Origin of the sequence: Streptomyces sp. NPDC048171 (assembly GCF_043202655.1) — a bacterium.
GTDB lineage: Bacteria > Actinomycetota > Actinomycetes > Streptomycetales > Streptomycetaceae > Streptomyces.
Window position 1 is genome coordinate 101,092 of record NZ_JBIDAU010000006.1, and the last position, 15,493, is coordinate 116,584.

Annotated in this window: 15 protein-coding genes; 12 read left to right on the top strand and 3 right to left on the bottom strand. The window is 70.4% G+C overall.

What is annotated here, in order from left to right:
- Window positions 1-2: 2 nt before the first annotated feature.
- Window positions 3-518, bottom strand: coding sequence for a GNAT family N-acetyltransferase (locus tag ACGF3J_RS17995; protein ID WP_161329701.1), 516 nt, complete (start codon window positions 516-518; stop codon window positions 3-5).
- Window positions 519-565: 47 nt separating this feature from the next.
- On the opposite strand from ACGF3J_RS17995, the gene ACGF3J_RS18000 reads away from it, so the two are divergent.
- On the top strand, window positions 566-1,900 hold the full coding sequence (locus tag ACGF3J_RS18000; RefSeq protein WP_125492822.1) for a geranylgeranyl reductase family protein: 1,335 nt from the start codon (window positions 566-568) through the stop codon (window positions 1,898-1,900).
- Window positions 1,901-1,916: 16 nt separating this feature from the next.
- On the opposite strand, the gene def is transcribed toward ACGF3J_RS18000, so the two are convergent.
- Window positions 1,917-2,555, bottom strand: a complete 639-nt coding sequence (gene def, locus ACGF3J_RS18005; protein ID WP_161329700.1) for a peptide deformylase — start codon at window positions 2,553-2,555, stop codon at window positions 1,917-1,919.
- Window positions 2,556-3,044: 489 nt separating this feature from the next.
- On the bottom strand, window positions 3,045-3,872 hold the full coding sequence (locus ACGF3J_RS18010) for a C40 family peptidase (protein WP_161329699.1): 828 nt from the start codon (window positions 3,870-3,872) through the stop codon (window positions 3,045-3,047).
- Window positions 3,873-4,616: 744 nt separating this feature from the next.
- Here ACGF3J_RS18010 and ACGF3J_RS18015 point away from each other — a divergent pair.
- From ACGF3J_RS18015 to nuoK, 11 genes are read left to right on the top strand one after another with little or no spacing between them, the layout of a single operon-like run.
- Window positions 4,617-4,976 carry an NADH-quinone oxidoreductase subunit A gene (locus tag ACGF3J_RS18015; RefSeq protein WP_003974383.1) on the top strand — a complete coding sequence of 120 codons (360 nt, stop codon included), beginning with the start codon at window positions 4,617-4,619 and terminating at the stop codon, window positions 4,974-4,976.
- A gap of 12 nt (window positions 4,977-4,988) precedes the next feature.
- Window positions 4,989-5,543 (top strand): NADH-quinone oxidoreductase subunit B family protein, encoded by a 555-nt coding sequence (locus tag ACGF3J_RS18020; protein ID WP_018528252.1) that lies wholly within the window; start codon window positions 4,989-4,991, stop codon window positions 5,541-5,543.
- Window positions 5,540-6,295: an NADH-quinone oxidoreductase subunit C gene (locus ACGF3J_RS18025; protein ID WP_161329698.1), complete on the top strand. Its 756-nt coding sequence runs from the start codon at window positions 5,540-5,542 to the stop codon at window positions 6,293-6,295. The genes ACGF3J_RS18020 and ACGF3J_RS18025 overlap by 4 nt, the downstream gene beginning before the upstream one ends.
- Window positions 6,292-7,614, top strand: coding sequence for an NADH-quinone oxidoreductase subunit D (locus ACGF3J_RS18030; RefSeq protein ID WP_122615670.1), 1,323 nt, complete (start codon window positions 6,292-6,294; stop codon window positions 7,612-7,614). Before ACGF3J_RS18025 ends, ACGF3J_RS18030 begins: the two co-directional genes overlap by 4 nt.
- Window positions 7,611-8,483, top strand: a complete 873-nt coding sequence (nuoE, locus tag ACGF3J_RS18035) for an NADH-quinone oxidoreductase subunit NuoE (RefSeq protein WP_161329697.1) — start codon at window positions 7,611-7,613, stop codon at window positions 8,481-8,483. Before ACGF3J_RS18030 ends, nuoE begins: the two co-directional genes overlap by 4 nt.
- Window positions 8,480-9,832, top strand: coding sequence for an NADH-quinone oxidoreductase subunit NuoF (gene nuoF, locus ACGF3J_RS18040; RefSeq protein ID WP_185832416.1), 1,353 nt, complete (start codon window positions 8,480-8,482; stop codon window positions 9,830-9,832). The genes nuoE and nuoF overlap by 4 nt, the downstream gene beginning before the upstream one ends.
- A complete protein-coding gene (locus ACGF3J_RS18045; protein ID WP_161329696.1) occupies window positions 9,829-12,333 on the top strand; it encodes an NADH-quinone oxidoreductase subunit G in 2,505 nt (834 codons plus the stop codon). Before nuoF ends, ACGF3J_RS18045 begins: the two co-directional genes overlap by 4 nt.
- Complete coding sequence (gene nuoH, locus ACGF3J_RS18050; protein ID WP_161329695.1) at window positions 12,330-13,706, top strand: NADH-quinone oxidoreductase subunit NuoH; 1,377 nt, start codon at window positions 12,330-12,332, stop codon at window positions 13,704-13,706. Before ACGF3J_RS18045 ends, nuoH begins: the two co-directional genes overlap by 4 nt.
- Window positions 13,699-14,340: an NADH-quinone oxidoreductase subunit NuoI gene (gene nuoI / locus ACGF3J_RS18055; RefSeq protein WP_064729267.1), complete on the top strand. Its 642-nt coding sequence runs from the start codon at window positions 13,699-13,701 to the stop codon at window positions 14,338-14,340. Before nuoH ends, nuoI begins: the two co-directional genes overlap by 8 nt.
- Entirely contained in the window at window positions 14,337-15,194 is an 858-nt protein-coding gene (locus tag ACGF3J_RS18060) for an NADH-quinone oxidoreductase subunit J (protein WP_161329694.1), read from the top strand. The genes nuoI and ACGF3J_RS18060 overlap by 4 nt, the downstream gene beginning before the upstream one ends.
- A complete protein-coding gene (gene nuoK / locus ACGF3J_RS18065) occupies window positions 15,191-15,490 on the top strand; it encodes an NADH-quinone oxidoreductase subunit NuoK (protein WP_003974374.1) in 300 nt (99 codons plus the stop codon). The genes ACGF3J_RS18060 and nuoK overlap by 4 nt, the downstream gene beginning before the upstream one ends.
- Window positions 15,491-15,493 lie beyond the last annotated feature (3 nt).

The window sequence follows — 15,493 nt, forward strand, 5'->3', positions numbered from 1 at the left end:
CGTCACGCCCCGAGGAGGGGAAGGCGGTAGCAGTGGCCCTGCCGGTCGGAGCCGGGGATGGTGAAGACCTCGGCGAGCCGCATGCCCAGGCGTTCCGTGACCGCGATGGACCGGGCGTTGCGCGCGTTGACCATCGCGACCACCTCCGCCACGCCCGCCCCGCGCACCCGCTCCAGCGTCTGCCGGGCCGCCTCCGTGACGTACCCCTTGCCCCAGTGCGCCCGCCCGAGCCGCCAGCCGATCTCGATCTCGCCCTTCGGGCCCCAGTCGCCCGGCCACGGCTGGGCGCCGGTGAAGCCGATGACCTGCCCGGACTCGTCCACCATGGTCCACAGGCAGAAGCCGTGCTCGGCGTCGTGCCGGCGCTGGCGCGCGGTCAGCTCCTCGTAGACGGACAGTTCCGCAGCCCGGCCGCCGTGGAACTCCATGACGTCCGGATCGGCGAAGATCCGGTGCCAGGCGACGGCGTCCTCGTCGGTGGGGACGCGCAACCGTACAACGGGCACAGCTCGGTTCACTGGGCAGCCCTTCAGCCGGGTGATCGGTGACGCTGAATAGACTGCCCATGTCCAGTGCCCGTCGGCACGCAGATTTCGAACTCTGGGGAGATCCCGCCGTGACCGAGCCCCTCTCCGAAAACACCGCCGATGTGATCGTCGTGGGCGCGGGGCCAGCCGGCTCCACGGCCGCGTACCACCTGGCCAAGGCTGGGCTCGACGTCCTCCTGCTGGAGAAGACCGCCTTCCCCCGGGAGAAGGTCTGCGGCGACGGCCTGACCCCGCGCGCGGTCAAGCAGCTCGTCGCCATGGGCATCGACATCTCCGAGGAGGCCGGCTGGCTGCGCAACAAGGGCCTGCGCATCATCGGCGGCGGCTCCCGCCTCCAGCTGGACTGGCCGGATCTTGCCTCCTTCCCGGACTACGGACTCGTCCGCAAGCGCGACGACTTCGACGAGCAGCTCGCCCGGCAGGCCCAGAAGGCCGGCGCCCGGCTGTACGAGCGCTGCAACGTCGGCGCCCCCGTCGTCGACGACCGCACCGGCCGCATCACCGGCGTCCACGCCAAGCTGGGCGAGGACAAGCGCGAGGTCACCTTCCACGCGCCGCTGGTCGTGGCCGCCGACGGCAACTCGACGCGGCTGTCCCTGGCGATGGGCCTGCACCGCCGCGAGGACCGCCCGATGGGCGTCGCGGTCCGCACGTACTTCACCTCGCCCCGCCACGACGACGACTACCTGGAGTCCTGGCTGGAACTGTGGGACCGCCGCGGCCCCCAGGACCGCCTGCTGCCCGGCTACGGCTGGATCTTCGGCATGGGCGACGGCACCTCCAACGTCGGCCTGGGCGTCCTGAACACCTCCGCCTCCTTCAAGGACCTCGACTGGCGCGAGATCCTCAAGGCCTGGTGCGCGTCCATGCCCGAGGACTGGGGCTACACCCCGGACAACATGACCGGCCCGATCCGCGGCGCCGCCCTGCCCATGGCCTTCAACCGCCAGCCCCACTACACCAAGGGCCTGCTCCTGGTCGGCGACGCCGGCGGCCTGGTGAACCCCTTCAACGGCGAGGGCATCGCCTACGCCATGGAGTCCGCCCAGATCGCCGCCGACGTCATCGTCCAGGCGCACGCGCGGGCCACGCCGGCCCAGCGGGAGATCGCCCTCCAGCGCTACCCGCGCGTCCTCAAGGACACCTACGGCGGCTACTACACGCTGGGCCGCGCCTTCGTGAAGCTCATCGGCAACCCGAAGGTCATGCAGATCGCGGCCCAGCGCGGCCTCACCCACCCCGTCCTGATGAAGTTCACCCTCAAGATGCTCGCCAACCTGACGGACCCGACGGGCGGCGACGCGATGGACCGCATCATCAACGGACTGAGCAAGGTCGCGCCCAAGGCGTGATCAGCCCTCGGGCCGATCAGCCCTCGGGCCCCTCGTCGAGGGCGCGGGCGTTGGCGTCCCGGCGCGCGAAGACCTCCGCGCGCCGGTCCGCCGACTGCCGCAGCGCGGCCTTCCGCTCCCGCGCGGAGAGCCGGTCCAGGTACACCTGCCCGTTCACGTGGTCGGTCTCGTGGGCGAGGCAGCGCGCGAAGTAGCCGGTGCCCTCGACGAGCAGCGGCTGCCCGTCCTTGTCGAGGCCCCGCACGACGGCCCGGTCGGGCCGCGGTACGGCCCTGACGGCGCCCGGCACCGACAGGCACCCCTCGCCCTCGTCCAGCAGCCGCCGGTCGGCCGGGGCCAGGGGCTCCAGGACCGGGTTCACGATGTGCCCGACATGTCGGACACCGTCGTCGTCCGGGCAGTCGTAGACGAACAGCCGCAGTGCGACCCCGACCTGATTGGCCGCCAGCCCCGCCCCTTCGGCGACGTACATCGTGCGGAACATGTCGTCGATGAGCGCGGCCAGGTCGGGGCCGAACTCGGTGACGTCCCGGCAGGGCTTGTGCAGCACCTCCTCGCCGACCTCGGTCACCCGCCGCGCCGACCCGCGCCGGGCCTCGGGCGCGAGCGGCGGATACGCGGCGGCGGGCCGCCCCTGTACGAACACACTCGGCATGACGTTCTCTCCTCCGGCTCGTGAACGGACCGACGGGAGCGCCGGCCCGCGCCCGAGCATGCCAGGCGGCGCGGCGGGGCCGCGCGTGATCCGACGGGGGCGGAGTGCCGAGCGTGCGCGGGCGGAGGGGGGCCGTGAGTGGCCGGGGCGAGCGGGCCGGCCGGGGGCGTCGGGGCGCGGGAGGGCGGCGGGGCACCCAGGGGGCGGTGAGGCGCCACGGGGCGGCGAGAGTGGCCGGGAATCGCGCGAGGCCGGGGGCTTCGGGGGCGTCGGGGGCGAGGGAGAGCGACGGGGTGCCTAGGCGGCGCCACGGGGCGACGGAGCGCCGGGGGCGGGTCGCGGGCAGGCGACGGGCGCCGAGCGGAGCCGTGGGGGCGGTGGCGAGCCGGCACCTGGCGGCGGGCCGAGGAGGGCGTGAGGACGCCGGGACGTGGCGAAGGGCCGCAGCCCCCGAGCGGCTGCGGCCCTTCGTACGGATCTGCCCGAGTGCTACAGCACGCGGACCGCGCCGCTCGGCGGGTCGTAGTCGAGCGTCTGCTTGACGACGCCCGTGGAGGAGTTCTGCGCGCCGACGAACATGCCGTCGCCGACGTAGATGCCCACGTGGTACGCGCTGCCCGCGCCACCCCAGTACAGGATGTCGCCCGGCTGGAGGTTGCCGAGGCCGACCTGGGTGCCGGCGGTCGACTGGTCCTGGGAGACCCGGGGGAGGCTGACGCCGACCTGCTTGAAGGCGGCCTGCACGAGACCGGAGCAGTCGTAGGCGGACGGGCCGGTGGCGCCGGAGACGTACGCCTTGCCCACCTGCGCCTGCGCGAAGGCGACGACCGCGGCGGCCGAACCGGTGGCGGTGGACGTGCTGGTGCCGCTGTCCGAGCTGCTGGAGCTGCCGGTGTCCGCGGAGGCGCTGAGGGTGGTGCGCTCGGCGCTGCGGGCGGCGCGCTCGGCGGCCTCCTTGCGCTCGGCCTCCTCGGCCTTCTTCTTGGCCTCCGCGGCCTTCTTCTTGGCGTCGGCGAGGTCGGCCTTGGCCTGCTTGGCGGCCTTGGCGGCAGCCGCGTCACGCTCGGCACGCAGCTCGTAGCTCGACGCCGCCTGCTGGGTGACGTCGGCGGACTGGGCGACCTGAGCGGCCAGGTCGGCCGTCAGGGTGGGCAGTTCGAGGGTCTGCGTCACCGGTTCGGCCGCGTTGGCCGACCCCGACGCACCGGCGACTGCCAGGGTGCTGAGGACGCCACCGGCAACTCCGGCCCGCATCGCGATTTTCGACGCGCTGCGGCGGGGCTTCCGGTGGCTGCGTATGTGAGCGGTGTGGGACATAGGGACAACCGGTATCAGTAGCTCCTCCATACCTTCAAGAAACGTGGGCTGCGCCACAGTTGTTCAATCGAGCCCCCGAACGTCGGGCGTGTCGCTCTTTATTGACGCCGTAACGGACATTGCGGACGGCCCATATCAGGCCTGTGATCACGGTCTTTGATCATTACGCCCGAATTGCCCCGCACCTACCACTGGTTGGTTCAGTTGGCCAAGCCCGGTTCTCACGGGCCTCTCATGAATGTGGCGCAGGTCACGGAACGGTTACCCCGGTGCCTGCGTCTCGGCGCGCCCGGGTGCTCGTGAACGCGTGCACGTGTCCACATCGCACCCCGCCCCTCCCTCCGACGTGTGAACGCGTCCTCTATCAAGCCACTCCGGCCAACGCCAATTTGCATGCAAGGGAAGCATCTTGATATTGAGACGCCCTTCGGTGACCCCCTCTGGCCAGCGGCGACGATCGAAAATGTCACCTCTGGTGATCAGCTGAACGCTTCTTGTGTGAAGATCACCGCTCATCCGACTTCATGATCGTTCGTCAGGTGGTGGAGATCACAAAGCTTGTGCAATACCCCGTGTCGCAGATCACAGAGCGGCGGGCATAGGATGCGAGGCAGTTGGGCTTGTGACCTGCTTCACATGTTCGCGATCTTCGCCGGGACGAGCGGGGCTCGTGGGGCTGTTGGGGCGGCTGTGAGTCCAGTGCAACCGCCAGCAGTCAGTGCCGACTGAGAGGAGCGAGGAGCGGTGAACGCGTATGCGCCCATCCTCGTACTGGGAGCCCTCGGGGCAGGCTTTGCGATCTTCTCCGTGGTCATGGCCACGCTGATCGGTCCGAAGCGGTACAACCGGGCGAAGCTCGAGGCCTACGAGTGCGGCATCGAGCCGACCCCCACGCCGGCCGGCGGCGGGCGCTTCCCCATCAAGTACTACCTGACGGCGATGCTCTTCATCATCTTCGATATCGAGATCGTCTTCCTCTACCCCTGGGCCGTCACCTTCGACGCCCTGGGGATTTTCGGGCTCGTGGAGATGCTGCTCTTCGTGCTCACCGTCTTCGTCGCGTACGCGTACGTATGGCGGCGCGGCGGCCTGGAATGGGACTGAGGGGCCTTTGACATGGGACTCGAAGAAAAACTGCCGAGCGGCTTCCTGCTGACCACCGTCGAGCAGGCCGCGGGCTGGGTGCGCAAGTCGTCCGTCTTCCCCGCCACGTTCGGCCTCGCCTGCTGTGCCATCGAGATGATGACCACCGGCGCCGGCCGCTACGACCTGGCGCGCTTCGGCATGGAGGTCTTCCGCGGATCGCCGCGGCAGGCGGACCTGATGATCGTCGCGGGCCGGGTCAGCCAGAAGATGGCGCCGGTGCTGCGGCAGGTCTACGACCAGATGCCGAACCCGAAATGGGTGATCTCCATGGGGGTCTGCGCCTCCTCGGGCGGCATGTTCAACAACTACGCCATCGTCCAGGGCGTCGACCACATCGTCCCGGTCGACATCTATCTCCCCGGCTGCCCGCCGCGGCCCGAGATGCTGATGGACGCCATCCTCAAGCTCCACCAGAAGATCCAGAGCTCCAAGCTCGGGGTCAACGCGGAGGAAGCGGCCCGCGAGGCGGAGGAAGCGGCGCTCAAGGCCCTGCCCACGATCGAGATGAAGGGGCTGCTGCGGTGAGCGACGCCAACGACACCCCGGGTGACGCGAACGGGGTGAACCCCGAGAAGGACCTCTCCGCGGAGAACCTGCCGGGCCAGCGCGGCCAGGGCGGCGAGGAGATCCGCGTCCAGCGCGGCATGTTCGGCGCCAACAACGGCGGCGACACCTCCGGCTACGGCGGCCTGGTCCGCTCCGTCCGCCTCCCCGGACCGGCGAGCAGGCCCTACGGCGGCTGGTTCGACGAGGTCGCCGACGAACTCGAGGGCGCCCTGGAGGAGCAGGGACTCCTGCCCGACAACGCCATCGAGAAGACGGTCGTCGACCGCGACGAGCTGACCTTCCACATCGAGCGCGAGCACCTGGTCCGCGTCGCCCGCACCCTGCGCGACGACCCGGCCCTGCGCTTCGAGCTGTGCACCGGCGTCAGCGGCGTGCACTACCCGCACGACAAGGGCCGCGAGCTGCACGCCGTCTACCACCTGCGCTCGATCACCCACAACCGGCTGATCCGCCTCGAAGTCAGCGCCCCGGACGCCGACCCGCACGTTCCGTCGCTGGTCGCCGTCTATCCGACGAACGACTGGCACGAGCGGGAGGCCTACGACTTCTTCGGCATCGTCTTCGACGATCACCCGGCCCTGACGCGGATCATGATGCCGGACGACTGGCAGGGCTTTCCGCAGCGCAAGGACTATCCCCTCGGCGGCATCCCCGTCGAGTACAAGGGCGCCCAGATCCCGGCTCCGGACCAGCGGAGGTCGTACTCGTGAGCACTTCACACGCCTCCCCCAGGGAGACCACCGAGGGCACCGTCTACACGGTCACCGGCGGTGACTGGGACGAGGTCGTCCAGTCCGCCGCCCGCGCCGACGACGAGCGCATCGTCGTCAACATGGGTCCGCAGCACCCGTCCACGCACGGTGTGCTCCGCCTGATCCTGGAGATCGACGGCGAGACGGTCAGCGAGGCCCGCTGCGGCATCGGCTACCTGCACACCGGTATCGAGAAGAACCTCGAGTACCGGACCTGGACGCAGGGCACCACCTTCGTGACGCGCATGGACTACCTGACGCCGTTCTTCAACGAGACGGCGTACTGCCTGGGCGTCGAGAAGCTCCTCGGCATCGAGGACCAGATCCCGGACCGGGCCACGATCATCCGCGTCCTGCTGATGGAGCTGAACCGGCTCTCCTCGCACCTGGTGTGCATCGCCACCGGCGGCATGGAGCTGGGTGCCACCACGATCATGATCTACGGCTTCCGCGATCGTGAACTGGTTCTCGACGTCTTCGAGCTGATCACCGGCCTCCGGATGAACCACGCGTACATCCGTCCCGGCGGGCTCGCCCAGGACCTGCCGCCCGGCGCGGTGGACCAGATGCGCGAGCTCGTGAAGAAGATGAAGAAGAACCTCCCGGAGTACGACAAGCTCGCCACCGGGAACCCCATCTTCAAGGGCCGCATGCAGGACGTCGGCTACCTCGACCTGGCCGGCTGCATGGCCCTCGGCGCCACCGGTCCGGTGCTCAGGTCCACCGGGCTGCCGCACGACCTGCGCAAGAGCCAGCCCTACTGCGGTTACGAGACGTACGACTTCGACGTCCCGACCGCCGACACCTGCGACTCCTACGGCCGCTTCCTGATCCGGCTGGAGGAGATGCGCCAGTCGCTCAGGATCGTCGAGCAGTGCCTGGACCGGCTGGAGCCGGGACCGGTCATGGTCGCGGACAAGAAGATCGCCTGGCCCGCCCAGCTCGCCCTGGGACCGGACGGACTCGGCAACTCCCTCGACCACATCAAGAAGATCATGGGCACCTCCATGGAGGCCCTGATCCACCACTTCAAGCTGGTCACCGAGGGTTTCCGGGTGCCGCCGGGACAGGCGTACGCGGCGGTCGAGTCGCCCAAGGGCGAGCTGGGGGTGCACGTCGTCTCCGACGGCGGCACCCGCCCCTTCCGGGTCCACTTCCGCGACCCGTCCTTCACCAACCTTCAGGCCATGGCGGCGATGTGCGAGGGCGGCCAGGTCGCCGACGTCATCGTCGCGGTGGCCTCCATCGACCCCGTGATGGGAGGCGTCGACCGGTGACCACCTCTTCTTCGGAGCGGGGCGTGAGCCTGGGCATGCCGGAGCTGCCCGCGCCCGCCTACCCGGACGACGTCCGGGCCCGGCTGGAGACCGACGCGCGCGAGGTCGTCGCGCGCTACCCGGACTCCCGGTCCGCCCTCCTGCCGCTGCTGCACCTCGTGCAGGCGGAGGAGGGGTACGTCACGCGCACCGGGATGCGGTTCTGCGCGGACGTGCTGGGCCTCACCACCGCCGAGGTCACCGCGGTCGCCACCTTCTACTCCATGTACCGGCGCCGGCCGAGCGGCGACTACCAGGTCGGCGTCTGCACCAACACGCTGTGCGCGGTCATGGGCGGCGACGCCATCTTCGAGTCCCTCCAGGAGCACCTCGGCGTCGGCAACGGCGAGACCACCGAGGACGGCAAGGTCACCCTGGAGCACATCGAGTGCAACGCGGCCTGCGACTTCGCACCGGTCGTGATGGTCAACTGGGAGTTCTTCGACGACCAGACCCCGGCGAGCGCCCGTGCCCTCGTCGACGACCTGCGCGCGGGACGGCAGGTGACGCCCACGCGCGGGGCGCCGCTGTGCACCTTCAAGGAGACCGCCCGGATCCTGGCGGGCTTCCCCGACGAGCGGGACGGCGCCGTCGCGGCCGGCGGCAGCGCGGGCCCCGCCTCCCTGGCCGGCCTGAAGCTGGCCAAGGGCGAGACGTCCTCCGCGCGCGTGGTGCACCCGCGGGACGGCGGGCCGCACGACGCCGCGCCGGACCGGGACGTGCACGAGCCGTCACCGACGGAACACCTCAGCTCGCACGACGCGCCGCAGGACACGTCGGCGTCCGACCCCGCCAACCCGGCAGGGCCCACCGCCGAGGAGGGTGAGTGATGACCGTGGCCGCCGAGATCAAGGGCAGCAGCCCGGAGAAGCTGCTCGCACCCGTGCTGTCGGCCTTCTGGGACGAGGACGAGTCCTGGACTCTGGACGTCTACCGGAGGCACGAAGGGTACGAGGGGCTCCGCAAGGCCCTGGCGATGGCGCCGGACGACCTGATCGCGTACGTCAAGGAGTCCGGTCTGCGGGGACGCGGCGGCGCCGGTTTCCCGACGGGGATGAAGTGGCAGTTCATTCCCCAGGGTGACGGCAAGCCTCACTATCTTGTTGTCAACGCCGACGAATCGGAGCCCGGGACCTGCAAGGACATCCCGCTCCTCTTCGCGAACCCGCACAGCCTCATCGAGGGCATGATCATCGCGTGCTACGCCATCAGGTCGTCGCACGCCTTCATCTACCTGCGGGGTGAAGTCGTCCCCGTACTGCGGCGGTTGCACGAGGCCGTGCGCGAGGCCTACGCGGCCGGCTTCCTCGGCGAGAACATCCTGGGCAGCGGACTCGACCTCGACATCACCGTGCACGCGGGCGCGGGCGCGTACATCTGCGGTGAGGAGACCGCACTGCTCGACTCGCTCGAAGGCCGCCGGGGTCAACCGCGGCTCCGTCCCCCCTTCCCTGCCGTCGCGGGCCTCTATGCGTGCCCGACTGTGGTGAACAACGTCGAATCCATCGCTTCCGTTCCCGCGATCCTGAACAAGGGCAAGGAATGGTTCAGGTCGATGGGCAGCGAGAAGTCCCCAGGCTTCACGCTGTACTCGCTCAGCGGCCACGTGGCGGGTCCCGGCCAGTACGAGGCCCCGCTCGGCATCACGCTGCGCCAGCTCCTCGACATGAGCGGCGGCATGCGGCCCGGCCACCGGCTGAAGTTCTGGACACCGGGCGGCTCCTCGACGCCGATGTTCACCGACGAGCACCTCGACGTCCCCCTCGACTACGAGGGAGTGGGCGCCGCGGGTTCCATGCTCGGCACCAAGGCGCTCCAGTGCTTCGACGAGACGACCTGCGTCGTGCGCGCCGTCACCCGCTGGACCGAGTTCTACGCCCACGAGTCCTGCGGCAAGTGCACCCCCTGCCGTGAGGGCACGTACTGGCTCGTGCAGTTGCTGCGCGACATCGAGGCCGGCAAGGGCGTGATGTCCGACCTCGACAAGCTGAACGACATCGCCGACAACATCAACGGCAAGTCGTTCTGCGCCCTCGGCGACGGCGCCGCCTCGCCGATCTTCTCCTCGCTCAAGTACTTCCGCGAGGAGTACGAGCAGCACATCACGGGCCGCGGCTGCCCCTTCGACCCGGCCAGGTCGACGGCCTGGGCCGACCACCGTACGGAGGTGAACGCATGACTGTGACCACCAGCGCTCCCTCCGGCGGAGGAGAGGCCGCCGTCCCGCCCGAGGACCTCGTGTCGCTCACGATCGACGGCGCCGAGATCAGCGTGCCCAAGGGCACCCTGGTCATCCGGGCCGCCGAACAGCTCGGCATCGAGATCCCGCGCTTCTGCGACCACCCCCTCCTCGACCCGGCCGGCGCCTGCCGGCAGTGCATCGTCGAGGTCGAGGGGCAGCGCAAGCCCATGGCGTCCTGCACCATCACCTGCACCGACGGCATGGTGGTCAAGACGCAGCTCACCTCGCCCGTCGCCGAGAAGGCCCAGCACGGGGTGATGGAGCTGCTGCTCATCAACCACCCGCTGGACTGCCCGGTCTGCGACAAGGGCGGCGAGTGCCCGCTGCAGAACCAGGCGATGTCGCACGGCCAGTCCGAGTCCCGCTTCGAGGGCAAGAAGCGGACGTACGAGAAGCCCGTGCCCATCTCCACACAGGTGCTGCTCGACCGGGAGCGCTGCGTGCTCTGCGCCCGCTGCACCCGGTTCTCCAACCAGATCGCCGGCGACCCGATGATCGAGCTGATCGAGCGGGGCGCGCTCCAGCAGGTCGGCACCGGCGAGGGCGACCCCTTCGAGTCGTACTTCTCCGGCAACACCATCCAGATCTGCCCGGTCGGCGCGCTCACCTCGGCGGCCTACCGGTTCCGCTCCCGCCCCTTCGACCTGATCTCCTCGCCGTCGGTCTGCGAGCACTGCTCCGGCGGCTGCGCGACCCGCACCGACCACCGGCGCGGCAAGGTCATGCGGCGCCTCGCGGCCAACGAGCCCGAGGTCAACGAGGAGTGGATCTGCGACAAGGGGCGCTTCGGGTTCCGGTACGCGCAGCAGCGGGACCGGCTGACCACGCCCCTGGTGCGCAACGCGGAGGGCGACCTGGAACCGGCCTCGTGGCCGGAGGCCCTGCAGATCGCCGCGCAGGGGCTGCTCGCCTCCAGGGGCCGCACCGGTGTGCTGACCGGCGGCCGGCTCACCGTCGAGGACGCGTACACCTACAGCAAGTTCGCGCGCGTGGCGCTCGACACCAACGACATCGACTTCCGCGCGCGCGTGCACAGCGCCGAGGAGGCCGACTTCCTGGCCGCCCGGATCGCCGGACGCGGCCGCGACCTGGACGGTACGGGCGTCACCTACACCGCGCTGGAGAAGGCGCCCGCCGTCCTGCTGGTCGGGTTCGAGGCCGAGGAGGAGGCGCCCGGCGTCTTCCTGCGGCTGCGGAAGGCCTGGCGGGGGCACGGACAGAAGGTCTTCTCGCTGGCCACGCACGCCACCCGGGGCCTGGAGAAGGCCGGTGGCACGCTGCTGCCCGCCGCTCCCGGCACCGAGACCGAGTGGCTGGACGCCCTCGCGAGCGGCGTCGGCCTTGAGGACGGCGGCAGCCAGGCCTCCGAGGCGCTGCGCGCCGAGGGCTCCGTGATCGTCGTCGGCGAACGGCTGGCCTCCGTGGCCGGGGGCCTGACCTCCGCCGTACGGACCGCCGCCGCGACCGGCGCCCGGCTGGTGTGGATCCCGCGCCGGGCCGGGGAGCGCGGCGCGATCGAGGCGGGTGCGCTGCCGTCGCTGCTGCCCGGCGGCCGCCCGGCGACCGACCCGCGCGCGCGTGAGGAGGTCGCCTCGGTCTGGGGCCTGGCCGACCTCCCGCACCGCTTCGGCCGGGACACCGGCGAGATCGTCGAGGCCGCGGCCCGGGGCGAACTCCAGGCGCTGCTGGTGGCGGGCGTGGAGGTCGCCGACCTGCCCGACCCGGCACGCGCGCGTGCGGCGCTCGACGAGGCCGGATTCGTGGTGTCGCTGGAGCTGCGGCCCAGCGAGGTCACCGAACGCGCCGACGTGGTCCTGCCCGTCGCCGCGGTCGCCGAGAAGCCGGGCACCTTCCTCAACTGGGAGGGCCGGGTGCGCTTCTTTGAGGCGGCGCTCAAGCCCGACCAGATGACCCGCCGCCTCACGCCCACCGACGGCCGCGTCCTGCAGATGCTGGCCGACGCCATGGACGTCCACCTCGGCCTGCCGGATCTGCGCACCACACGCGCGGAGATCGACCGGCTCGGCGCCTGGGACGGGCCGCGGGCGGGCGAGCCGCTGCAGACCGCGAGCGCGCTGCCGCGCCCGGCCGCCGGTGAGGCCGTCCTGGCCGGTCACCGGCTGCTGCTCGACCAGGGCCTGCTCCAGGTGGGCGACGAGGCGCTGGCCGGCACCCGGCACGCCGCGCACGCGCGCGTGTCGGCCGCCACGGCCGCGGAGGCCGGCGTCGAGGACGGCGACCTGCTGGCCGTGACCGGACCCGCCGGGGCCGTCGCCCTCCCGCTCCAGGTCACCGAGATGCCCGACCGGGTGGTGTGGCTCCCGCTGAACTCGGCCGGCACGGGCGTCGCCTCCGACGCCGGGGTGCTGCCCGGGTCCCTCGTCCGCATCGGTCCGGCGACGTCCGCCGGCGAGGCCCTCAAGGAGGTGGAGGCATGAGCCCGTACCTCGCCGCTGAAGACCTCTCGATGTTCGGCACCGACCCGTGGTGGCTGGTCGTCGTCAAGGCGGTGTTCTGCTTCGCCTTCCTGATGGTGACCGTGCTGTTCTCCATCGTGTGGGAGCGCAAGGTCGTCGCCTGGATGCAGCTGCGCATCGGACCGAACCGGCACGGCCCCTGGGGCATGCTCCAGTCGCTCGCCGACGGCATCAAGCTGATGCTCAAGGAAGACCTGATCGTCAAGCGCGCCGACAAGGCGGTGTACGTCCTCGCACCGATCGTCGCGGCCATCCCGGCCTTCATGGCGATCGCCGTGATCCCCTTCGGCCCGGCCGGCAACGAGGTCTCGATCTTCGGTCACCGCACCGCGATGCAGCTCACCGACCTGCCGATCGCCATGCTGTTCATCCTGGCGGTCGCCTCGGTCGGCATCTACGGCATCGTGCTGGCGGGCTGGAGCTCGGGATCGACGTACCCGCTCCTCGGCGGACTGCGGTCCTGCGCGCAGATGATCTCCTACGAGATCGCGATGGGCGCCGCGTTCGCCTCGGTCTTCCTCTACTCCGGGTCGATGTCCACGTCGGAGATCGTCGCGCAGCAGGGCGACCGCTGGTACATCGTGCTGCTGCCGGTCTCCTTCATCCTCTACGTCGTCACGATGATCGGCGAGACCAACCGCGCCCCCTTCGACATGCCGGAGTCCGAGGGCGACCTGGTGGGCGGCTTCAACACCGAGTACTCGTCGATCAAGTTCGCGATGTTCATGCTCGCCGAGTACGTGAACATGGTGACCGTCTCGGCGGTCGCCACCACGCTGTTCCTGGGCGGCTGGCGGGCCCCGTGGCCGGTGAGCACCTTCTGGGAGGGCGCCAACCACGGCTGGTGGCCGCTGCTCTGGTTCGTCGTCAAGGTCCAGTTGCTGCTGTTCTTCTTCATCTGGCTGCGCGGCACGCTCCCGCGCGTGCGCTACGACCAGTTGATGAAGCTCGGCTGGAAGGTCCTCATCCCGGTCTCCCTGGTCTGGCTGATGCTGGTCGCGACCGTGCGGGCCCTGCGGAACGAGAACTACGACTTCGCCGACATCGCCCTCTACATCGGCGGCGGCGTCCTGGCCCTGCTGCTGCTCTCCTTCGCCGTGGACATCTTCCGCGACAAGGGCAAGCGGGCCGAGGCACCCGCGGAGGAGCCCGCCGCCTTCGACCCGATGGCCGGCGGATTCCCCGTACCGCCGATGCCCGGACAGGAGTTGCCGCCGGTGCCACGGCGTCGCCCGCGCCGGGAGCGGGAGCTGATTGTCAGTGGCGGGCCCGATACTCAGAGTGACGGACCTGCGGGCGGATCTACGGATGGAAAGGAGGCGTCCGATGGCTGAGGAACCCAAGGAGACCAACCCCGGTTTCCAGAACCCCGTGGCCGGCTTCGGCGTGACCTTCAAGGCCATGTTCAAGAAGCGGCTGACCGAGCAGTACCCGGAGCAGCAGAAGACCACCGCTCCGCGCTTCCACGGACGGCACCAGCTCAACCGCCATCCGGACGGCCTGGAGAAGTGCGTCGGGTGCGAACTGTGCGCCTGGGCCTGCCCCGCGGACGCCATCTATGTGGAGGGCGCGGACAACACCGACGAGGAGCGCTACTCGCCGGGCGAGCGGTACGGCCGCGTCTACCAGATCAACTACGCCCGCTGCATCCTGTGCGGCCTGTGCATCGAGGCGTGCCCCACGCGCGCGCTCACGATGACCAACGAGTTCGAACTGGCCGACTCGAGCCGCGCCAACCTCATCTTCACCAAGGACCAGCTGCTGGCCGGCCTGGAGGAGGGCATGGTCGACTCGCCCCACGCCATCTACCCGGGCACGGACGAGCAGGACTACTACCGGGGCCTGGTGACCGAGGCGGCCCCCGGCACCGAGCAGCAGGTCGCGCACTCCAAGGGCGAGGTGGTCCAGGAGGGCGACTCGACCTTCGGCGGGACCGAACCGGCGTCGGAGGAGGTGATCCGCCGATGAGCGCGCAGCTCGCCGCCGCGGCGACTCTCGCCGCCGGCACCTCCACCGGGGAGGCCGTCCAGTTCTGGATCCTCGGCACGGTCGCGGTGATCGGCGCCCTGTGCACCGTCTTCATGCGGAAGGCCGTGCACAGCGCGCTCTGCCTCGCCGGGACCATGATCGTGCTGGCGGTGTTCTACCTCGCCAACGGCGCCTACTTCCTCGGCATCGTGCAGATCGTCGTCTACACCGGCGCGGTGATGATGCTGTTCCTGTTCGTGGTGATGCTCGTCGGCGTCACCGCGGCGGACTCCCTGAAGGAGACCATCAAGGGCCAGCGCTGGCTGGCCCTTGTCTCCGGACTCGGCTTCGGCATCCTGCTGATCGCCGGCATCGGCAACGCGTCGCTGCAGGAGACCACCGGCCTCGCCCAGGCGAACGCGAACGGGAACGTGGAGGGCATCGCGTCCCTCATCTTCACCAAGTACGTCTTCGCCTTCGAGATCACCGGCGCGCTGCTCATCACGGCCGCCGTCGGCGCCATGGTGCTCACCCACCGCGAGCGCACCGAACGCGCGGCGACCCAGCGCGAACTGGCCGAGCGCCGCGTCCGCGAGGGCAAGCACCTGCCACCGCTCCCGGCACCCGGCGTCTACGCCCGGCACAACGCGGTCGACATCGCGGGCCTGCTGCCCGACGGCACCCCGTCCGAGCTGACCGTCAGCAGGACGCTGCGCGAGCGGGGCCAGATCCGCGACGTGTCGACCCAGGCGCTGGGCGACCTGAAGGCCCTGGAGCAGCGGGCCGAGGAGCGCCTGGAGCGTGGCGCGGCCGGGCCGGACAACTCCAAGCGGTCCGAGGAGGCGTCGAAGTGAACCCCGTCAACTACCTGTACCTCGCGGCGCTGTTGTTCACGATCGGCGCCACCGGCGTACTGATCAGGCGCAACGCGATCGTCGTCTTCATGTGCATCGAGCTGATGCTCAACGCCTGCAACCTCGCGTTCGTCGCCTTCTCCCGCATGCACGGCAACCTCGACGGCCAGATCATCGCCTTCTTCACGATGGTCGTCGCCGCCGCGGAGGTCGTGGTCGGGCTCGCGATCATCGTGTCCCTGTTCCGTTCCCGCCACTCGGCCTCGGTCGACGACGCCAGCCTGATGAAGCTGTGAGGG